Source organism: Paenibacillus sp. FSL R7-0198, assembly GCF_038000415.1.
GTDB lineage: Bacteria > Bacillota > Bacilli > Paenibacillales > Paenibacillaceae > Paenibacillus.
Genome location: NZ_JBBOCB010000001.1, coordinates 766,988 through 788,785 on the forward strand (window position 1 = coordinate 766,988; position 21,798 = coordinate 788,785).

At 45.1% G+C, this 21,798-nt stretch carries 22 protein-coding genes and 1 riboswitch; of the genes, 2 read left to right on the top strand and 20 right to left on the bottom strand.

Annotated elements, in window-relative coordinates:
• Window position 1 precedes the first annotated feature (1 nt).
• A complete protein-coding gene (locus MKY87_RS03130; protein WP_074095468.1) occupies window positions 2–703 on the bottom strand; it encodes a trimeric intracellular cation channel family protein in 702 nt (233 codons plus the stop codon).
• A 182-nt stretch (window positions 704–885) separates the two neighbouring features.
• On the opposite strand from MKY87_RS03130, the gene MKY87_RS03135 reads away from it, so the two are divergent.
• Both MKY87_RS03135 and MKY87_RS03140 read left to right on the top strand, forming a co-directional pair.
• The gene (locus MKY87_RS03135) at window positions 886–1,527 is read left to right on the top strand and encodes a thiamine diphosphokinase (protein WP_340962888.1); all 642 of its coding nucleotides are present in this window, start codon (window positions 886–888) and stop codon (window positions 1,525–1,527) included.
• Window positions 1,528–1,823: 296 nt separating this feature from the next.
• The gene (locus MKY87_RS03140; RefSeq protein WP_340962890.1) at window positions 1,824–2,324 is read left to right on the top strand and encodes a C40 family peptidase; all 501 of its coding nucleotides are present in this window, start codon (window positions 1,824–1,826) and stop codon (window positions 2,322–2,324) included.
• A 110-nt stretch (window positions 2,325–2,434) separates the two neighbouring features.
• Here MKY87_RS03140 and MKY87_RS03145 read toward each other — a convergent pair whose 3' ends face one another.
• From MKY87_RS03145 to MKY87_RS03235, 19 genes are all read right to left on the bottom strand, one after another.
• Entirely contained in the window at window positions 2,435–3,139 is a 705-nt protein-coding gene (locus tag MKY87_RS03145; protein WP_340962892.1) for a response regulator transcription factor, read from the bottom strand.
• 119 nt (window positions 3,140–3,258) lie between these two features.
• Entirely contained in the window at window positions 3,259–4,311 is a 1,053-nt protein-coding gene (locus MKY87_RS03150; protein WP_340962893.1) for a ThiF family adenylyltransferase, read from the bottom strand.
• Window positions 4,308–5,075 (bottom strand): thiazole synthase, encoded by a 768-nt coding sequence (locus MKY87_RS03155; protein WP_340967371.1) that lies wholly within the window; start codon window positions 5,073–5,075, stop codon window positions 4,308–4,310. The genes MKY87_RS03150 and MKY87_RS03155 overlap by 4 nt, the downstream gene beginning before the upstream one ends.
• Window positions 5,076–5,077: 2 nt before the next feature.
• Entirely contained in the window at window positions 5,078–5,281 is a 204-nt protein-coding gene (thiS, locus tag MKY87_RS03160; protein WP_091020730.1) for a sulfur carrier protein ThiS, read from the bottom strand.
• Window positions 5,278–6,450 carry a glycine oxidase ThiO gene (gene thiO, locus MKY87_RS03165; protein WP_340962895.1) on the bottom strand — a complete coding sequence of 391 codons (1,173 nt, stop codon included), beginning with the start codon at window positions 6,448–6,450 and terminating at the stop codon, window positions 5,278–5,280. Before thiO ends, thiS begins: the two co-directional genes overlap by 4 nt.
• A gap of 17 nt (window positions 6,451–6,467) precedes the next feature.
• Window positions 6,468–7,163 (bottom strand): thiamine phosphate synthase, encoded by a 696-nt coding sequence (locus tag MKY87_RS03170; RefSeq protein ID WP_340962897.1) that lies wholly within the window; start codon window positions 7,161–7,163, stop codon window positions 6,468–6,470.
• A gap of 188 nt (window positions 7,164–7,351) precedes the next feature.
• Window positions 7,352–7,461: riboswitch (TPP riboswitch) on the bottom strand.
• A 75-nt stretch (window positions 7,462–7,536) separates the two neighbouring features.
• The gene (locus MKY87_RS03175) at window positions 7,537–9,087 is read right to left on the bottom strand and encodes an ABC-F family ATP-binding cassette domain-containing protein (protein ID WP_133385194.1); all 1,551 of its coding nucleotides are present in this window, start codon (window positions 9,085–9,087) and stop codon (window positions 7,537–7,539) included.
• 138 nt (window positions 9,088–9,225) lie between these two features.
• Window positions 9,226–10,209 carry a hypothetical protein gene (locus MKY87_RS03180; protein WP_338587250.1) on the bottom strand — a complete coding sequence of 328 codons (984 nt, stop codon included), beginning with the start codon at window positions 10,207–10,209 and terminating at the stop codon, window positions 9,226–9,228.
• Window positions 10,196–10,747: a hypothetical protein gene (locus tag MKY87_RS03185; protein WP_338587252.1), complete on the bottom strand. Its 552-nt coding sequence runs from the start codon at window positions 10,745–10,747 to the stop codon at window positions 10,196–10,198. The genes MKY87_RS03180 and MKY87_RS03185 overlap by 14 nt, the downstream gene beginning before the upstream one ends.
• A complete protein-coding gene (locus MKY87_RS03190) occupies window positions 10,744–11,142 on the bottom strand; it encodes a hypothetical protein (RefSeq protein ID WP_339783264.1) in 399 nt (132 codons plus the stop codon). The genes MKY87_RS03185 and MKY87_RS03190 overlap by 4 nt, the downstream gene beginning before the upstream one ends.
• Before the next feature lie 16 nt (window positions 11,143–11,158).
• Window positions 11,159–11,644, bottom strand: a complete 486-nt coding sequence (locus MKY87_RS03195) for a hypothetical protein (RefSeq protein ID WP_062834890.1) — start codon at window positions 11,642–11,644, stop codon at window positions 11,159–11,161.
• Between the two features lie 62 nt (window positions 11,645–11,706).
• Window positions 11,707–13,773, bottom strand: a complete 2,067-nt coding sequence (locus MKY87_RS03200; RefSeq protein WP_340962899.1) for a hypothetical protein — start codon at window positions 13,771–13,773, stop codon at window positions 11,707–11,709.
• Window positions 13,763–15,589, bottom strand: a complete 1,827-nt coding sequence (locus tag MKY87_RS03205; RefSeq protein WP_340962901.1) for an ATPase, T2SS/T4P/T4SS family — start codon at window positions 15,587–15,589, stop codon at window positions 13,763–13,765. Before MKY87_RS03205 ends, MKY87_RS03200 begins: the two co-directional genes overlap by 11 nt.
• A 7-nt stretch (window positions 15,590–15,596) precedes the next feature.
• A complete protein-coding gene (locus tag MKY87_RS03210; protein ID WP_340962902.1) occupies window positions 15,597–16,427 on the bottom strand; it encodes a hypothetical protein in 831 nt (276 codons plus the stop codon).
• Complete coding sequence (locus MKY87_RS03215; RefSeq protein WP_340962905.1) at window positions 16,424–17,137, bottom strand: hypothetical protein; 714 nt, start codon at window positions 17,135–17,137, stop codon at window positions 16,424–16,426. Before MKY87_RS03215 ends, MKY87_RS03210 begins: the two co-directional genes overlap by 4 nt.
• 77 nt (window positions 17,138–17,214) lie before the next feature.
• Complete coding sequence (locus MKY87_RS03220) at window positions 17,215–18,234, bottom strand: SAF domain-containing protein (protein ID WP_340962907.1); 1,020 nt, start codon at window positions 18,232–18,234, stop codon at window positions 17,215–17,217.
• A 26-nt stretch (window positions 18,235–18,260) separates the two neighbouring features.
• Window positions 18,261–19,739 carry a serine/threonine protein kinase gene (locus tag MKY87_RS03225; protein WP_340962909.1) on the bottom strand — a complete coding sequence of 493 codons (1,479 nt, stop codon included), beginning with the start codon at window positions 19,737–19,739 and terminating at the stop codon, window positions 18,261–18,263.
• A gap of 227 nt (window positions 19,740–19,966) precedes the next feature.
• Window positions 19,967–21,016 (bottom strand): SAM-dependent methyltransferase, encoded by a 1,050-nt coding sequence (locus MKY87_RS03230; protein ID WP_340962910.1) that lies wholly within the window; start codon window positions 21,014–21,016, stop codon window positions 19,967–19,969.
• Window positions 21,017–21,022: 6 nt separating this feature from the next.
• Window positions 21,023–21,796 carry an ABC transporter ATP-binding protein gene (locus MKY87_RS03235; RefSeq protein ID WP_338594986.1) on the bottom strand — a complete coding sequence of 258 codons (774 nt, stop codon included), beginning with the start codon at window positions 21,794–21,796 and terminating at the stop codon, window positions 21,023–21,025.
• Window positions 21,797–21,798: the final 2 nt, after the last annotated feature.

A 21,798-nucleotide genomic window follows, 5' to 3' on the forward strand; every position in this document is an offset into this window, starting at 1 on the left:
ATTAATCCCCCTTGCTTAACGTACCTTGAAGTACCGACGATGTTGGCTGTGTCACAATGCTCTCCGGCTGAGGACTGACGTTGCCCGTCTCAGATGGCACCAACGAACGACGTGGCAGTTTCCATTTATAATGTACAGAACACATCCGGAAAAACACAACGGCCGCGAAACCTAGCAATAATCCGGTATTCGTTGTTAACCAGCCCATACCTATGACAAAACCGGCTGTCATTGCCCATACAGCATAGATTTCATCACGCAATACAAGCGGTTTACGTCCAGCGAGCACATCACGAATAACGCCTCCACCAATACCGGTCATTACTGCTGCAACGATAACTGCGCTAATAGGATGTCCCATGTTCGCCGCGTACAGTGCCCCTTGAATTGCAAATGCTGCAAGTCCGATTGCATCAAATAACGCCTCTGTTCGCTTCCAGTGACTAATCCACTTGAGAGGCAATATAAACGCAACTGCTACAGATACTAAGGCTAACATAATAAGTGATCCCTGACTCCATAATGTCGTTACAGGTATACCTATAAGTACATTCCGGATAATTCCGCCTCCGAATGCAGTGACAAGTCCAAGCACCAGTACACCCAAAATGTCATACTCCTCTTCCATTGCCACGAAGGCACCGGACATTGCAAATGCGATAGTGCCTATAATGCTGAATACTTCAAAAATGTGTAAGTCCAACCTGTTCAAACCTCACTTTTCAAGTCATCTCCATGTCGCTCTACCCATTGTATCCGCGAGGACTGAAATTGTGCAACCACATTTTGTGGATTATACTGGTTTGGTGAATATATTTGTACAGGTTCCAACATTATATTTGAACAATGAACTATTTTTCTCTGAATTAGGAAGGATGAAATAAAATGACGGTGAAACGGATTGTTATTTTTACAGGCGGAAACTTATCTGTAGAATTACTTCAGGAAATACGAGAAGATGATATGATCATCGCGGCCGATCGCGGTGCATTATTTTTAATTGAACACGGCATTCAGCCTCACATTGCAGTTGGAGACTTCGACTCCATTACCGAAGATGAACGTATCATTGTAAGCAACAATAGCATTCGGTTCATTACATGTGACCCTGTTCATAAGGATCTTACTGATACAGAAATGGCTTTTGAGACAGCGCTAGATTACGAACCTTCTCACATCTTAATGTTAGGTGCTACAGGTACACGTATGGATCACACCCTCGCTAATGTACATATCATGGTTCGCGCGATGCAGCATCATATCTCCTGTGCCATTCAGGACAAGCACAACTACATGACACTGACCACATCCAAAGCTGTGGTTGAGCACCGTGACTATAAATATGTTTCTCTGCTTCCCTTGACTCATGAAGTTGCAGGAATAACTTTAGATGGTTTTATGTATCCGCTAGATCAAGCCACCATTCGCATGGGACAATCCTTGGGTGTAAGCAACCAGCTCTTAGGCTCCTCCGGTACAGTCACTATCGATAGCGGCTTATTACTGATTATTCAGAGCAAAGATTGAATCCATTCGTATGCTTCATAATTATTTATTACGTTTTTGTAACCAGTGATTCAACGAAGAAAATAGGTTCACACATAATAAAGACCCTTGATATTCAAGGGTCTTTGCTATTTCATCTTTATTGTCCATCCGTCAATGATTAATTTTTTGACATTTTTAATCATATTTTAATAAACATCCCCAAACCATTGTGGCCCAAGGGATTACACTTCCCTATCCAATTTCTAGGTTGTTACAAAGCTGTTATACTCGCTCTAGCAACTTAACGAAAACGAATTTTGGAGGTACTAACTAACATGAAAACAAACATCTTTGTCCAAAAGGCCGTAACCGTCGGGTTGTGCGCTACACTAGGTTTTGGAGCTGTATTAATGACTAACGCACCTGTTGCACAGGCAGCAACTGCTTCTGTATCCACAGGTCAACAGATTGTTAACTATGGTAAACAATTTACTGGAACTCCATATAAATTTGGTGCTTCAACCTCAACAACCAAAGTTTTTGACTGCTCTTCTTTTATGAAATATATTTTCAAAAAGTATGGTGTAGACTTGCCGCGCACTTCCGTGAACCAATCCAAAGAAGGTACAGCTGTATCCAAAGCTAATCTGCGTGTCGGAGATCTGGTATTCTTCTCCAGCGGTAGCCGTTCTACCGGTTCCAATGTCACTCACGTAGGCGTTTATGCGGGAAATGGTAAGATTCTGCATACGTACGGATCTCCAGGCGTAACCCTCTCTGATCTGGACTCTGGTACTTGGAAGAGAACGTATGTTAAAGCTCGTCGTGTACTTTAGAATTATATATTGCTAATCAGTAAGGACCGGAGGTTACTATCCGGTCTTTTATTTTTACCCTCTTTTTGCCACACTCTAAACTGGTGATTCATGGAACTAACTTTAGTAATCTAATTTTTATCATGAAGCATATAACCGATCCCACGCACAGTATGAATCAGTTTCACACTTCTTCCCTTATCCACCTTAACCCGCAGATGTTTGATGTATACGTCCACAACGTTGGTATCCATCGCATACTCATATCCCCATACCTCCCGCAAAATATCACTCCTTGTACATGCTTCATTCACATGCAAGGCCAGAAATTCCAGCAATTCGTACTCTTTTGGCGTTAATGTCAGGTATTCACCCGCACGATTTACCCGCCTTGAACGTAAATTCACTTTAAGATCATGAACTATAATTACTTCTTCACCCTCTTGTGTTGCATTCGCAAAAACACGCAATAAGTTTCGTATTCTGGCGAGCATCACGTTCAGGTGAACAGGTTCCTCCATTACATCATTAGCTCCGTAATCCAGCCATTCTACGATGAATTGAGGAGATGCGTTAGACGTGATAACCAGTAGAGGTACAACCTGACCTTTATCTATCCATCGTTTCAACTCTAATTTCTGATCCTGGTCATGATGTGCTTCCCCCTCACTTCGGTCTACCAGAATGATCAGGTTGATGTGTGATAACAAATTCTTGGCGAATTGGTCTAGTTCAGGTCCTTCCTTTCGTTGCACCTCATACCCTTCGCTACATAAAACATCCTGAATAAGGCTGACCTGCTCTCCTGCTCCAATCAGCAAAATGGCTGTTTTCACTCTTTTTCACCCGGCCTGTCTCTATCCCCACTGCTCGCAGCAATGGTTGGTACAGATAGCATGCCGTAAAATGAAAAAGTCCATTCCCTCAAGGGAACAGACTTTGCTTCTTTCTTGCTTTAACCAAAGTAGCGATGGACGAGCGTACGTGCTTCAGCTGTGTCGTTTGTTCCGTGTACGAGGACACGTCCATCTTGGAAAATAACCATTCTATGGACTCCTGTTGTAAAAGAAACCAAAAACGGATTGGATTCCACTTTTCCTTCTTGAAGTCTATCCAGACGATCCGCCGTTTGTTGAAGATCCAGATTCATACGCCGTGCAGGCCGGATCTGAACGGTATCCCTGCCACATAACACATCGGTTTTCTCCAGATTGGACGCAGAAAGATATGGATACGTTGCCGAATCGCTGCAGGAAGGGCAGTCTTGCTTTTTCGCACCATCCACATTGATGGATATGTATTCGTTCCTCCAAACGTCAAATGACAACAACTTACGTCTCAATGCATTTGCATTGCCACTAAGCAATTTCATCGCCTCTGCTGTCTGATTCGCCGTTACCATCTGTACCGCTTGGGGTATGATGCCAGATGTATCACAAGTATCTCCACCCAGAGGGACTTCACCCAACAAACAATTTAAACATGGCGTATCTCCGGGCATAAACGTATAGGTGATGCCGTAACTACCTACGCATCCACCATAAATCCAGGGAATACGGTGCTTCTGTGCCATATCATTAATGAGTAGTCGGGTATCAAAATTATCCGTTGCATCCATAATCAAGTCTGCATGCTGAACGAGTTCTTCCAACTCATCTACTCTGACATCCAACACTTTCCCTTCCACATGAACCGTGGAATTAATGGCAGATAACCGTTTTTCCGCCGCCATCGCCTTCGGCATCCGTTCAATCGCGTCCTGTTCTACATATAATTGCTGTCGCTGCAGGTTACTCCACTCCACATAATCACGATCCACAATCGTCAAGTGTCCGACTCCTGAACGAACTAACGTTTCTGCGATCCCTGTTCCCAGTGCGCCAGCACCAACGATTAAAACTCTGCTGCCCTTTAATCTCGCCTGACCTTCCTTGCCCAGCGGCGCATAACGTTCCTGTCTGGAATACCGATCGGCCTGCTCCGAGGATGTTGATTGTTGATTTATCATGTATGAACCATTCCTTCCACCGGACTACTGGCTGCTGCATAACGCTTTACGGGAATCATGCCTGCCTCATAAGCCAGCCTACCTGCCTCTACCCCCAATTTCATCGCCTTAGCCATGCTCACTGGATCCCCTGATCCGGATACGGCTGTATTTAACAATACGCCATCGGCACCAAGTTCCATCGCATAAGCAGCATCTTTGGGGGAGCGCAATCCTGCGTCCACAATCACAGGTACAACGGCCTGCTCAATGATGATCTCAAGGTTATAGGGATTGATGATGCCTCTGCCAGCTCCGATGGGAGAAGCGCCAGGCATTACAGCATGTACGCCAAGCAATTGCAGCCTTTTGGCCAGAATGACATCATCTGAAATATAAGGCAATACCGTGAAGCCCTTTTCAAGCAAACTTTCGCAAGCCTTGTACGTTTCAATCGGATCTGGGAGTAGCGTAATTCCATCTCCGATGACTTCGACTTTTATCATATCACAAAGTCCTGAAGCCCGCGCAAGCTCGGCAATTCGCACCGCCTCTTCCGCATTGGAAGCTCCAGCCGTATTCGGAAGAAGAGTGTATTTGTCCAGATCCAATGTATCCAGGAAATGCTTCTGGTTGCGCTCCTCCAGATTCAGACGACGAACAGCAAAGGTTAAAACTTCCGTTTCAGATGCTTCCACAGCCTGACTTTGCACTTCCAGATCCGAAAACTTGCCTGTTCCGAGCAACAATCTGGACTCAAACGTATATTTACCAATGTTCAACATCATCAACCGCCTCCTACAAAATGTACAATCTCGATTCGATCGCCTTCTCTTAATGCCGTCGTTTCATGATACTCACGGGTTAAAATATGCTTGTTCAGCTCTACAACTACAGTCTTGACTTGCAGATCAAAAGATTTAAGCAGTTTATCCACACGATTCAATCTGTCTTCAATCTCCATCCGTTGACCATTAACGATGATATTCACTGCACCACTCCCTTTCTGTTCAATCGCTCCGGACTCAGCGCCTCAATTCCGAGTTCTTCTGAGCTTTTGCCAGCGAGCAACTCAGCGATAAGTCTTCCTGTTATCGCACTAAGCAAGATACCGTTGCGGTAATGCCCAAAGGCGGCGAACAGCCCTGTTATACTCTTGCAAGCACCTATATAAGGCAATCCATCTGGAGTTGCCGGTCTTACGCCTGCCCACGCTCGTATAAATTGTGCTTCTTTCATCCCAGGCACCCAGTGGGTAGCTGCTGTTAGCAGCTTCTGAACACCCTGTACAGAAACGTTCAGATCGGTTCTGCCTGGCAGACTGGTTGCCCCGAGCCAAACTTCGCCATTAGCTTTGGGAACAATATAGATATCCTCTGCATACACCGTTCTGTCAGGTCTGTACCCAGCATGTTCATCTGAGAACTGAACGGCGGCTATTTCTCCTTTTACCGACCACACAGGCATGCTCAGATTCACATGTCTCATCAACTCTTCACTCTGTAATCCAGCCGCTATAATGACATGTTTACATCTCATCTCACCGATCGATGTGGTGATTCCCTGCACGCCATGTTCGTTTGCTTGCACACGTATATCCTGTATGTCCTCCATAACCCGTGCTCCAAATGCTTGAGCGGATTCAGCATATGCCTTCGTTAGATGGACTGGAAGAATCTCACTCTCGTAAGGTCTGTAGTAGGCTCCATACGTATCTCTGTTAAGCCATGATGCCTCCTGTTGCACAACGGAACGATCCCACCATACCTCATCAGCAGAAGCAGACAACGCAGACTTCCGATTGTCCTTATAACTACTTAATTCACTGTATGAACGAAAAGGAGTTAGGAATCCCTGGCATTGCAGGCCAGTCTCTACCTCACTGAGTGTAGCCATTAGCACCTGTTGCTCGATAAGTAACTGTCTACTCTGTCTGGCAAGCTTAGCCATCAAAGGATGAGCAAAATCCTCACTGTCTGCCGCCAGCATTCCAGCCGCCGCGCAAGAAGTGCCTCCTGCAATCGCCGAACGCTCCAGCAACAGCACATCCTGTCCACGGGAAGCAAGCTCATAAGCGATAGCACAACCAACAACGCCTCCACCTACAATAATCGTTTCTGCATGAAACTTATCCGGTTTATCAATAACGATCTCTTTCATCCTCTCATCTCCTTGATTCAGGGACTCAGACTTTCTGTAGCAACGATAGCCTGCCTTAATAATGCAGCCGCCCGATCCGGTGACTCGCTCGCCCATACATTAGAGATCACGGCGACTCCCTGTGCCCCTGCAGAGCGAATAACGTGAATGTTTCCCGGTCCGATACCCCCAATCGCCATGACAGGAATGGAGACACGCCTGCACACTTCAGCAAGAGCATGTAATCCTCTGGGGTCAAGATCAGGCTTACTGTTGGTTGAGTAGACATGCCCGAAGAAAAGATAATCGGCTCCCCGTTCTTCAGCGATTTTTGCCTCATCGATTGAATGAACAGATACACCCAGACGAAGGCGCTGCACATTGCTCATGACAGCAGGGTTACAGTTGCGTATCGCATCTTGCCCCCAATGTACACCGCCACAGATGTCATTCTGTAAAGGCAGTTCTGAACCATTGATAACGATGCGACAAGATGGAACGCCAACGCTGCGCAGACTTTCAGCCCAATCGATCTTGTCTTGCCATGTGAGTTGTTTTTCTCGTATATGAATATAGTCCACTGATGGCCAAACGTCCTTTGCAGCTTTTACAAAAGATGCTTGATCCCCTGCACCCGTAGATACAACATGCAATTCAAATGATCTGTGTACATGTTCATGAGAAATTACCGTACCATCCCTCTCCTTCCATGCGTGAATGCTATGAAAACACAAAAAAAGCCACTCCCGTAGGGGAGTGGCTGCGTATTAATTATTGAACCAGATGACTGACTGAAGCATACAGTTCATTTCGTGCAATAAAGCTATAGACCTTATAGCCATAACGTTATACACGCAACTGCATGTTTCAATTCGTTAAGCAGACGGTCCTTTTGAGTTGCCGTTTGCTCACGTCATTCACTGAAACGCGCTCGCCACTTCCCTACGCTGGTATGATCCAGATCAGGTGCAAAGGGTCCGGAATCGCATTCTTCCATCTCAGCCGCATCGTGCGGCCCCCCTAGTGTTCATATGAAGTTGTAGCCTATGTTACCATAGACGGATTTTTTTGTCACCGTCATTTCTGTTAAACATTGTCTTAAATCGTCTAGTTTTTCTCAGACCATTCTTCGACATTCCATGTTTTGGTAACCCAACCCTCGTAGAAATCAGGTTCATGAGATACCAGTAACACCGTTCCCTTGAATTCTTTCAAAGCACGCTGCAACTCCGCTTTAGCTGTGACATCCAGATGGTTCGTCGGCTCATCAAATAGAATCCAGTTGCTTTCACGCATCAAGAGTTTGCATAAACGAACCTTGGCTTGTTCTCCACCACTCAGCATATTAAGCGGACGAGTAATGTGCTCATTTTTCAACCCACAGCGAGCGAGATGACCTCGGACCTCATTTTGGGTCAAATGTGAAAACTCATTCCAGACATCCTCAATCGGCGTGATATTCCCAGCACGAACCTCCTGCTCAAAATATGCCGTTTCGAGATAATCTCCTAAGAAAGTCTTTCCACTGAGTGGAGATATTTTTCCCAGGATGGTTTTCAACAGCGTCGATTTACCCACACCATTACAACCTACGATGGCAATTTTCTCACCACGTTCGATTGTCATTGTCATCTTAGGCAGCAAAGGATACGTATATCCAATTTCAAAATCAATGCCCTCAAAGACCGTTTTGCTGCTCGCACGGGCATCCTTAAATTTGAACGTTGGTTTGGCCGCTTCATCTGGGCGATCAATACGTTCAATTCTGTCCAACTGCTTCTCCCGACTCTTCGCTCGACCTGAAGTTGAAGCACGTGCCTTGTTACGCTGAATGAAATCTTCCTGCTTCTTGATGTACTCTTGCTGCTTCTCGTATGCATCAATATGCTGGGCTTTATTCATATCAGCCATCTCGAGGAACTTGTTATAGTTCGCTGCATATCTCGTTAATTTGGCAAATTCCAAATGATAAATGACATTTACGACTTCATTCATGAATTCCGTGTCATGGGAGATTAAGAGGAACGCGTGCGGGTAGTCCTTCAGGTAACGTGACAGCCATTCAATATGCTCTACATCCAGATAGTTGGTCGGCTCATCCAGTAACAGAGCTGTAGGTTTCTCGAGCAGAAGCTTGGCAAGCAGCACCTTGGTACGTTGTCCACCACTTAGAGCTGCGACATCCCGATCAAGACCAATTGCGGACAAACCAAGACCATTAGCCATCTCTTCCACTTTTACGTCAATCAGATAAAAGTCGCCCTGTTCCAGTTGTTCCTGAATATCGCCCATCTCTTCCAGCAACTGCTCCAGCTTATCTGGATCTGCATCTGCCATCTGGTCCGTAATATTCATCATTTCTTTTTCCAATTCAAGCAACGGAAGGAATGCATCTTTAAGCACGTCACGAATGGTTTTACCTGGCGTAAGCTTCGTGTGCTGATCCAGATATCCATAACGGACCTTAGGTGTCCATTCCACTTTTCCACTATCTTTAAGCAATTTACCGGTAAGGATGTTCATTAATGTGGATTTACCTACACCATTGGCACCAACAAGCCCTACGCGCTCTCCGGCAAGTAAACGAAACGATACATTTTTAAATAACGTGCGATCTCCAAAATTGTGACTTACGTTCTCTACTGACAATAAACTCATAAGATGAGGTTGCTCCTATCTATTAGACATTACTTTTGTGATTGTTCCGAAACCCTATTCTAGCACAGGTCCCGTCTTTTCTGAAAGTAATGTAAACATATCAGGAACCTCTTCCATAATTTTGTCATACAGGGTACCCTAACGGTTAGAGCATTTATATTCGAAATAGCCTTGTGCAGCTGCTTGTCTCGCGTCTGTGAACACCTCTTCAGCACGGTAACCATTACCACATGTGGAGGGGTAGTAGTACTTGATACCCGTTAAAGGATCTACCCCACCTACTATCGCCGTTTTCTTCACAAGTCTGCCTCCACCAATTGCGTAATTGTTGATCTTCTGGTCACCCACACCTATACCTTGGATAAAAGCCATAATCCCTGTATCATTTATGGAGTTGTACCAATCTTCCTGGGCAATCAGGGGCATCGTAAATGTATAGGAAATACCGTTCTTTCTGGCAAACTCATTATGGCGGTTAATCACATCAGCCAGATTATCCTGCACAGTAGTCACAATCCGACTTCGTCTAACTTGTTCAAATACGTGGGTATCCTGAAGTAAAGGAATCTGTGTGGTTGAAGCCAGTTCTTTTTGAAATCCTTCAATCCATTTCCCTGCGCTTGCGTCATAGGCATATACGTAGTCGTCCAGTGTAAAGTTAATACTGTTACCATTAGAATCTGAATATGTATAAGGTTTCTTGGGGCTCCATACTTGCCGGAAAGAATCTTCAAGGTTACCCGTCATCTCTGTTTCCGTGGAAAACATATAATAGCCATCATAATCCAGAATAACTACGGCAGGAATGTAATTAAACATGTTTCGAATAGCTGCGGGATCATCCTGAATGCCCATATTCAAAGCCATCGTCTGCGTAAATGTCAACAAGGCAAGCTCCTTATCGGCTTTAACAAACTTGGTTGAATCGTAACCTGCTTCATCATTTTGTTTCTCATTCTGATGCATCACTGCACCTGCATCCATGACTGCAGTTTGAAGTGCAGATCTGTATCGATGACCAAGATATTGAGCCTCTTCGGCATCTTGGGTATGGAGTGAGATGATCCAGAAGAGCGGGAAGAAGATCAGCACGAATACAATGGATAGCTCAGTAATCTTCATTGAGGACCATACCTCCGTATGTTACAAATACCGCTGAAGCCTGAGCCGTACCACTTAACCATTCACGGATGAGCATGGAAGGTGTACGATTTGTATTTTGGAGCGTCACGGTGAAAAAATCCCCTGTCGTCAACGTATATCTTCGGCCAGGATCATCAACCGGTATCACACCTGAGGATGGGAATAGTCTTTCTCGAATCTGAGCTGCATAATATCCATCCTGCACTACCTCATAGGTCCCGTTAAAACTGTTATGGTCCATCGGGTCTGTATAATGAGGTACATATTTCTTATGCAAATGTTCCATCGACACCTCATACAGATTGCCCGTCTGGGCCAGTTGCTCCTCAAACTCAGCCAACATTCGAGGTGAAATATATCCTTTCGTTCGGACAGCATCAACAAAGCGTGTTACATTCTGAACAGCCGTCATACGTGCTATATCATCCTGCCGATCGGCTGTTTCAGCAGCTGGGTACACATAGAGCAAAAGGACTGCGAGCAATACGGCAAGCAGCTTGGATGCGGCATTAATCAATTCACACTGGTCTCCTTCCAAAAAACAATCTTGAGCAGTTCTCCAGTTTCATTTCGTATAAACTCCGGTCTGTAGGTGGCATCGAGCTGGACAGGAATCGTCGCTGTTTTGCTGACAAGTGGATCGATCACATACGAAGTTCCATCTACCTCCACAGGGATGTCTGTGCCTGTCATCTGCCTCACGGTATGCAACACTTCCGCACCACTATATTGATAGGAATTGCTGGTATGCAGTGTTGTTGTCAGCCGACCTTCCATGCCTGCTGTTGTCTGTACTCTGTCGGTCAAGGCCGCAGACAAGATCTTAACATTCTGTTGCCCGTACAGGCAGGCTGTCACAAACAGGACAACCGCCGTACAAAACAACATGAGATGCTGGGTATTCCGGGACATGTTAAACCAACTCCTGTCAGGATTGCTGGAAGATCAGCCCTCTTACCACGTTGGAACGGTCTTTTACGATAATGGCTTTGAATTTACCACTTGGATTGACATATTGATTGTCTTTTTCACTCATGGTCTGGTTAATAATCCCCACTTTATCGTCAGGAGCAATAACCGAGCCGTAGTCGGCATTATTGAGATCCTGTGAAATGTTCAATTGATTGCCATACCATTGACCCGCTTTATTTTTACCTGTAATAACTTGAATACCGAACTGATCTTTGTCCGCGTATTTACGCAGCGCATTCGTTACCTGTGATCCACTGATGGTTGTTCCGTCATACACCGTAAATGCGGCTTGGGACAACTCGGTTTGGATATCAGCAAAATTGTTCTGGGCCGTCTTGGTTGCCTCCTGAGCCGAAATAAACAACAGAACTACAATTGTGATCAGAGCGATTGTTAAGAATATCCCTGCTGCCACCTTTAAAGCGCTTGATGCATTGTTCATGATAAATCCTCCCAAGTTATAAGTTATTAAACTATTTCAGACTGTCACACAGATAAATTGTGCTACAGTTTCTGAATTTGCTCATAATAAATGTTCATCTGCAAGAAGCTCATACCAACCAATGGAATGACCAGATACAGAAAGATAAGGGCATACATGGGTGTAAATCCGATGGTTCTGCCCCATGATGCTTTGACATCAATCATTTTGCTGTACTCCTGCTTGCGTTGTTCAAAATAAAATTCCATCATGCTCTCGAGATCATCGAAGGCTTCACGTATTGAGATTTTGCCAAGGGCAAGCTGTAATTTATCAACCAGTCGCTGGAACTCGGGCAAGCCCGCCTCTTCCTTTAATTGTTCAAGTGCAAGCTCTGGTCCATGTTCAAAATGCAACAAACATTTTTGCAGCGGGCGTTTGAAAATGACGGCAAATCGATTAAGCCACTCCAATATCTCCTCGACTGACATCCGGTCCATCTCACGCAAAATGGAAATCACTGTCTGGAATTGGTAGATTTCATGTCGCATATCCAACCTTCGCATTTTCCGCTGAAATAACATGAGCCATACGGGCATGTAGTACCCAGCTCCACCCATAAGAATGGCTATAATCATTTCCCACCAACGTACATATTGCTTGTTATACACCTCAAGTTTCTGCATAATGCGCGTGATGGTCTCATTCTGGGTATCAAGGTCCATCTGAACGGGAGATAACTGCTGTAACGCGTTGGCGACTTCTTCGTATGTAGCTCCTCGGTTCATTTCTACACTTTCCAGCACGGATTGATCCAATGCTGTTTTTTCCTCAGCTTTCCTGAGATCCGCTTCAGCCATTGCACCAAACATTCGATCATCGCGAATTGGATCATACAAGATGTGGTTACGTTCAACCTGATGCAACAGCAAGATGCAACCCATTGTAAGGACCAAACAACCTGCGAATAACATCACTCTACGAATGGCAAGCCATTCATATTTCAACTCCGAGCTGCTCTCCCTCATGAGCCGTATCGTTTGACTGTACTGTGCACTGCCAGGTTTCGCTGCAAACAACATCGCCAATTTCCGTATGAAGGTCTGCCTGTACAGAAACTGATCCAACCATGAATGCTTATGCCCTGACCGGTAACGGGTCTCATCGTATTGCTGGAGCCTTTGCAGAAGCAAATAGGCAAGGATGATGATGACATAGATCGATATTTTGGTAACAAAACCGATTTTGCTGCGATAAAATTCATCCATCGTTGGGAAACTGACTCTGGCCCAACGTTCGATTGGAGCGGTGAACAATACCGGAGCAAGAGCGATAATATTAAGCCCTTTGAGCAGGTAATCCAATTTATCACGCCGCAAAATCTCCAAATGAATCTCCTGAGTTAGGTTACCAAGTCCTTTGAGATAAATAGAACCTTGTGCTCTGTCCTTATCCCCGAACTCCATGACCATATAGGAAACGCCGGCAAATCCTTTGAGAAAACGGTTGGGAGCCACCTCATAATAACGCTCAAGTGCTTCATTCGGATCTGGAGAAGTTAGAGCTTCGTAGATCAGTCTTACTTGTTCTGCTGCTTCTCCTGTACCTGCTTCAGCAGCTTCATAGAGCGCTTCCTCAACCATGCCATGTTGATGATACCTATGCCTTACATCCGCAAAGAGATCCAACATCTGCACCAGCAACCTTTTCTCCATACGACTGAGGCACATATCCAATACCAGACTGTTTAACACCACAGCACAGAGAATGGATAGTATTACAAAAGCGATACCGGGCTGCAGAAAAAACAGAATGACACTAATGCCTCCATAACCTCCAAGAATAATCAGAACCACTGTCATCGTTAGTCTGCGAAGTGAAGGTTCATCCCCAACATGGCGGAATGAAATACGTTTCTGCACCTGTAGAATATAAGCTGATAGCAGTGGCACTTTCATTCCAAGACGGTAGGACTGCAACAAGATTGATCCCAGTCCCTTGAATCCCTTCCCGCTAGGAGCAAAAATCACGCCGGATTGACTTGTTGAACCACCTCCTCTGTGACGTAACACACTTAAAACCAGAAGTGTGATCAGCAAACCTCCTGCACAAATACTTAATACGAGGAGCAAAATCCATTTAATTGTCATGCTGATCACCCCAGTGTTGCTTCATAAACTGTTCAAATCTCTCAGCATCCTGTAATGTCATCTGTTCTCGCATATCCATCATGCTTCCAGAGGAGATTGGAGCTGTTGCAACATACGCTCCATCTCTGTACTCCACAACATTATGAAATGTAAAACCTGCCCTCTCTTCCACGCTATCACCTTGATTCGCACGAGGAAGACATTCCGTAATACGTTCGATATATCTTCGTCCCTCAGCATCTTTTTTCATGTGAACATCGAAATTGATGACACTCACAACCTGCTCCTCAGCAATATGCTCATGCTGGAACATACCTGTCTTGAGCAAGGAATTACGCAGGGAGAAAACCAGATCACGGAACGTTTTGGCATGGTGGGTAAACAGGGTGAACAGACTGGCAACCTGAGACATTTGAATCATCCACGCAGCCACTTCATCACTCGCAACCTCACCAAGAATATTGACAGTACCATCCGTTTTTTTCTGCAAATCAAGTCCTTGTTGACCTGAAATGTGTTCAGTCTCTCGGAAACTCAAAATATTACGTCGGCTATAGATCCGTCTTAATTGAAGTTCAAACGCCATCTCCTGTACCCGAAGGGTGTACGATGCATAGATGTGTTTGACCATAGCCATAAGCAACGTTGTTTTACCAGAACCTTGTGCCCCGGTTACAGCTGTGATCCGGCTTCCTTTCATCAGGTATTGAAGCAGTGTTATTGGCAGATCTGCGTTGTTACCCGTAATCAACTGTTCAAGTGAAGCATTCGGAATATCGAACTTCCGGACGAAGAACGCCCATGATTCTGCAAAAGGAGGACGAACAACAACGACACGGGAGCCGTCTTTCATCTCGTTCACCTTGTATCCACTTGCTTCCGACAACTGTCCGGGATAATTGTATTTGTATATATTCTGGCATACCCTTTTTAGTTCACGGATGCTTCCGAATGACAGAAAGGATAGATGAATGGACTTACCTTTATAGAAAATCCAGACACTTTCCATGCCGCTAAGCGGTTCTTCATGTGCATCATCCTCCAGTCCTTGATCCAGCAAATCATTCCATGATGCCGGTTTTCGAAGTCCCATATTATGAACAGCATCAAGCATACCGCTGACACCACCACTAACACCATCAATACGCTGGTCCCTTATCTCATCAACAACCGAGAATCCTTTATAATGTTGGTAAATACGTTGCACGATGATATCCGTCTTTTCTCTGAATCCAAGCTCTCGATATTCGCACTCAAAAACATACTGAATATCCTCCTCAGAGATATAATAACTTCCTCCATCGTCCGTACCTTCCTCCATTCTTAATCTGTCAAGATCGTAGGTATCAATCATGCGGGAGAGTGCATCTACACCGAATTGCTGTCGGTACAGATAAAACACAATTTCGAATCGGTCCTGGATCGTCAACAAATCTGGTTCTGCAAACAAAATAACTTCATCTACATTTGATTTGTTCAGTCCTATGCTTCGGGTCAGCAGGTCCCCTATCAGATTTTTGACATACGTTTTGTCGCTGATGCTGCCTGAGACACAGCCCTTCAGTGCTTTTCTCATCTCGGCACGTTGATTAATTCTTCGACGATATTCTTCTTCGTGCAGACCCGCATCCGCGAGCTGACTATGACTAAGCTCATGAAGTGAGTTCTTCACCTTCTCAATCAACATGTCTATCGTGAATGATTCCTGTTCAGGAACACGAGCATTCTTTTCACGAAGAAACGTTCTATACTTGAACCAGATATAAGTCAGGCATAGAATCAAAATTAAACTTATCCATATGGTATTCCAGAGCATCGGAGGTTCAGGCTCCCCTTTCCAGCCTCTTCAGAACTGTGCGCATACCTGCACCGTCCATAATCAGGCGAGCGAGTTCACTCATGCTTGCAGCAAAGCTCCCTTTACGAATATCCTTATCCTCAGTCAAACTTTCCAACTGCAAGTATCTAGCAACATCTCGCCGATTCATTGCATCCAGGTATCCGGTTGTGTACGGGATCGCAGATATCGTGCCTTTGTATTTGAACTGGCGCCGAATATTGGAAAGCGTTGCACGGGAATGCAAATCGTATTTGTTAATTACAACATGTATATTCTTATTGTTCATTCGTTTTGGCAGGATCTCTTCAAAGAACAACTCCAGATTTCGCATATTTTGATCGAGATTAATGACAACATAGTCCGCCTGTTGCAGCTTGAGCTGTGAATCGACACCAGCATGATCCGCATCCAGAAGAACCAGATCATAATACTCGTTAGCTACATTTAGCAGCTTTTTCACAGTCTCACCATGTTCCTGCGGGGAACGTTCCATCTCATCCATTCTTCCGGTTAGGAAATCAAGTCTTTCTTTCAGAAGGGGCTTGGTATAATCCCTGAGATTGTGCTTATTCAGACTTCCGCTCGAATGCAGCCGTGCAATCGCATCCCAGCCACCCTCTTCGAAGGAGAACATAAAATCCGCTGTATCCGTATCTTTGGATGGTAGGGCAGCTTCTGTGCCAGTTCCGGCAAGGCCTGCATTAACAAGTAACACTCTTGTCCTGTAGTGAAGTGCCATTGCATAAGCACTAATTAATGTATTTGATGTGCAACCTGTTCCTGCAAAAGGACTCCAAAAGGTAATGGTGCTCATGCTCTCATCCTCTCTGCTTCTTTCATCGCACGGCGACTACGAACATTTTCCCAACCTGTTAACTGCTCGACCACGCGACACAACGATTTTTTGTAATTTCGTGACAAAGGTCCAAGATGAACTCGGCGATGATGCTCATTCTCAAGCTTAACCGCCGCTGTTAACTCATCCCATGGAAGCACTAAGAATTCTCCTGTCCATACAAACGGACTGCCCTCCAGATACGCCCACAGATAACGAGCTTCAAGCTTGCAGTCAACCCCGTTAATTAAGAGCCGCTGAAATGACAGCTCACCCGGCAATGACTGTTCTTCAAGCAACCGCTTCAACCAGCCCTTGCCACGTTCCAGATTGTAACGCTCATAATCACTCACCCAGACTCTTACATCAGCGGTTAGCCAGAGATTACGTGAAGCAAAATGTGAAGTCTCCATGTCATATAACACATAATCATAACTGTCCAATCGCTCTCCATTTACTTCAAGATGATTCTCTACAGCTGCCGAAGTGACAAAATGACAAGCGATATCAAATCCTTCAAATTCCGTAATTCGCAAAGACTGCTGACCGTCACCTACACCGTACCCATACTTCTGTTGTAAGGTTCCATCTACGAGCAAGACCTTGTTGCCTGTCGAAGCCAATATCTTGCAAAGATATAACATCAGATCATTCTTCTCACATAAACCCGCAAAGATCCATGTATGCATAGATGTTACAACTCCTTTCTGTTTCTTTAAACCTTTGTTATCTGAATTATCTTAATGTGAAAACCTTAGATTAATCTCTACTCTCCACCCGTTAGCAAGCTCTGCTGTTCTGTTTGTGAAGCTTCAGCAGGATCATTTACGCTTCCAGAATTAGCTCCTGCCCCGTTTCCTGAACCATCATTCCACATCACTCCATCCGATGTTACCGGATTATTTGCAGATGGACGACTGTTATAAGTAACTGAGGATTGGGCCACATCCTGTTCCACTCCTTTTGACGGTGCTGTCACGGAGGCGGCCAGTGAACTTTCAAGCGAACTTCGCACCTGTCTGGATAACTCCTGTTCGGCTCGTCGAACAATATTCGGATCACTCTCCAGCAGTTTTAACACTTCTGAATTGGCAGGATACGTCGCGATTGCAGGTGTCTGAAACTGTGGTTCTACATAGGTTAAGGCATAGATTGAAGCTTTATGTAAATAGGCATCTACAATTGCACTTGAGAGTGACAGAATCTCTTCCTCCGTCATCGTAATCCATAAGGTAGCTGCATTGAGTCGTTCCACTTTCTTCTTCGATAAAAGAACATAGTCTTGTCCGGTAGGGAATTGGATACGAACATCAATAATATCTCCCTTAACGAGTGAGGATGGCAGTAATACAACTTGCAGCTCTCGATTTCTTAAATCGGGCGGAGCCGGTGTATCCTCATATACCATCTCGGTGGTAATGGCTGTTCCTTTTTTTAACTCTATTTTGGCCATTTGGCCTTCCATTTGCTTGGTACTGGACCAGAGATTTCGTGGTGCTTGTGCATCCGGAACAGCAATGAGCTTCAGATCCTCCGGTAATATCGGTTCACCTGCTTCAATATCCCGAATCGTAACCCATCCTTGTGCGCCCGAATCCCATTGTTGCTTTAACTCAGCTTCCTTTTCCTCATATGCCGATAAATACCGGGCTTCTACGGCTGACCTGACATCACCCATCGTTTTGACATTGTAAATAACATATCCTCCGAACACCAACCCTACAGCTCCTGCTCCGATAAGTCCGGCATAGATCAGTTGACGGCTTTGTTTTCTTAATTTAGACAAAAGAGGCTCTCCTTTCGTAATCTCTTCTAATCATGTACTTTCCTTCGTGAAAAGAACGAACGTTTCTTGGGCTGCTGTGCCATCATATGCATTAAAATATGAGAAAACACTTTATCCATCTGTGCGTCCTTGTCAAAAGGGTCGATATGTAACGGCAGACTATATACACTCGATGTATCCAAAGCTTTACGAATGCGCTGAACTGCTTCACTTGCTGCCAGGGGTAGACAATATATCCATTTCTCTTGTGGATACCGATGATGTGATCGAACAAAAGCGCCAATCTCCGCCTGTCTCCATTCGGCACCTGAGCCTATCACAATAGGCAGATCTGCACGAAGGAATTCTTCCAGCCGGTTCTGGTCCTGACCACTACCGAGATCCATCACAATGAACTGATAACTCCCCCCAAGCAAAGACAAAATATCCGCTCGCCCGGATTGTTTCCAATAATGCACACCATCCACTGCAAACTGTCTGCCTGCCGGCACCGGTTTACCCGCTTGAGCGATTTGTTGAATTCTTGCAAAGGATTGAGAGCGAGGTGACATTTCAATCACAGCTACTTTGAAGTTTTGCCTTTCGAGATAATGACTGATAGCTATAGCAGTGTGCGTAACCCCTACACCAGATGAAGCACCAGTCAAGGCAATAACTCTTGTTCCGCCATTCAAGGTCATGGTTGCATCTCCACCAGGCGTTATTCCACCGGGTATTCGGAGCAGTTCTTTCCGTACCTCATCGGCAGATTGGAATCGCTCCTCGGCATTATATCTCAACAGTCTCCTTGCCACAGGAATGTAAGTCCGTGGAACATCACTCCGAATAGAGCTTTCCACACCCTGAATCCATTCCGTATAGGCCCCACTTGTCATAAGATACAGCAGCAATGCTCCGAGTCCGTATAGATCTGAACGCGCATCAGTCTGACCCGAGCCATATTGTTCTGGAGCGGCGAAACCAGCTGTTCCCAACTTAACAGTATCTTCAGCACTTTGCGGTTTGTAACTTCTGGCGATGCCAAAATCAATTAATCTTACTTCATGTTCCGGCGTGATCATGATGTTTGATGGTTTCAGATCCCTATAGATCACAGGTGGATTCAGATTATGCAAATAACTCAACACATCCAGCAATTGAAGCATCAGCTCCGTCAACTGCTCCATCGGGATCTTCCCACGACACTGCTTGAAATACTCACTGAGCGTTAACCCGTCGATATATTCCATCACCAAGTATGTGTACCCATCTTCATCCGGGACAAAAAAATCAACAATTTGCGGCAATCTTGGATGGCGAAGTGATGTCAGAAGTGCGGCCTCGCTCTCCATACTGCCTTCATATGGCATAATCGTTACGCTTTCTTTAATTGCCCATATCTTGCCCGGTAACTTCAAATCCTCCGCCTCGTATACATGGCTCATTCCGCCTGTTCCCAGAATGGATACGATACGATATCTACCTCCCAGCAGGCTTCCTCGTTCCAGCCTGGCCGGATGTCTCATACCAATTCCTCCTTCAATACACAACAAAAAAGGGAAAGCTTCACCGAAGAAGAACAGACCGGATATCCGGTTTCGTTCACTTCGGGATGCTTTCCCTCAGGTTTGTTATGGTTAATATTGGTATCATTATAGTACAGGCAGGAATAGATTGTAAAGCACAAAATTTAATGAGCTTCATCGAATCAATTTCATAATATCTTTAGCTGCTTTAATCAAGAATAGATCTCTTAATATTTGACCATATAAAGCGTAATCTCTTCCCTGTTATGGAATAACTGCTTGGACCGTTGAATCTGCATCCGCGAACGTTCAAACGTATCGATAACATCTTTAATGAGCGCGAGCGGTTTTTTATGCAATAATTTCACGGTAACAATTGCTGTCCCCCCAGGCTGAAGGCTATATAGAAGATCCGATACAAGTCGGCTCATCAGCTTCGGACTCCAACTCATATCACATACGAGCAGATCGAATTCTCCTTCGCGGAAGCGCACATCCCCTGCGTTTTTCTTCAAGAAAGTCAGTTTTGATGATGCCAGCAGTGTTGCATCCATCTTCGCCGGATCTACCGCCGTTACTTCAAGCCCGCGTTCAAGCAGGAACGAGGTCCATCCACCTGGTGCTGCACCAATATCAAGTGCTTTATGAAATGAAGTAAAGTCAATACCAAACGTTTGCTCGGCTTCAAGCAATTTGAACTTAGCACGTGAGATCTGTCCATCTTCTTTTTGAAAACGTACGGCTCCCCCGCTCCAGTCTGACAGGTTCTGTTCAGGTCTGGATACGCCCGCATACAACATATCATTCGCAGCAAATACGGAAATGACATATTCAGCATCACGTACAACCCATTCACATCCCAGTTCATCCAGCTTTTCAGTCACCAGTTGCTTCAATGAGGCTGCATTTTCTTGCCAAAATGCCCCTTCTGTCTTCCGTACCTGTAGCACGACAGAGGCACCGGTCAGTTCCTTATGATTCAACACAAATGCAATCAATCTCTCGATAGATTGCTCCGAATCTTCTGTATTCTCTTGAAACTGAACAGGTTGGATATGACGTAAAAACGTTGGATACTCTTCCAACAGTTTACCTGCAACTTCTTCCTCTGCTACAGGCAGACCCGCAAGCAAAATTTCTCCTGGTACGAGTACTGTGCTCTTAACCGCACCAAACGTACGGCGTAATTCTTCTTGTGCATAAGGGGCAAAGCCATGATTGGCTGTGCAGATAAAACGGGAGAAGTTGCCTTCTTCCCAAGACGATTGTGTACTCAAATTGTGTTACCCTCCAGAACGTACGCGTATCCACGGACGACCGTCATCCCACTGGATATCGACCGGGACATCGTACGTATGCTTAATTGTATCTTGTGTCAAAACTTCATGCTTGGGGCCAGCCGCCGCAATACGTCCATCGCGGATCAAAGCCACATGCGTAAATAAAGGTACGATCTCTTCAACATGATGTGTTACATATACAACTGTAATGTTACGCTGGCGCAGACGATCAATCTCAGCCAGCATCTTCTCACGTTCATATAAGTCTAGCCCGGCACAAGGCTCGTCCATAATCAGCAATTTAGGCTCAGCCATTAATGAACGAGCAAGCATGACTTTTTTGCGCTCCCCTTGGGATAACGTTCCAAGCGGGTTGTTAGCCAGATTGGCAAAGCCCATGTCATCTAACAAACTCATTGCCTTTGCTTTGACTTCATCCGGAATTGTCTGATAAAAACGCAAAAAAGCATAAGCTCCTGTAGCGACGACCTCCCATACCGGATCCCTGGGTGTAAGTTTCTCAATCAACGTTTGGCTGATATAACCGATTTCCTTACGTACTTCCCTGACGTCACATTGTCCATACAGATTACCGAGTACTTCAATGCGTCCCTGGCTTGGAAACATATATCCGTTCATCATTTCCAACAACGTTGTTTTGCCAGAACCATTCCGACCAAGAATAACCCAATGTTCGCCTTGTTCAATGCGCAAATGCACGTTATCCAAAATCTGATTCTCTTCTCGTCTAAGTGAGACATGTTCCATCGAGATTATAC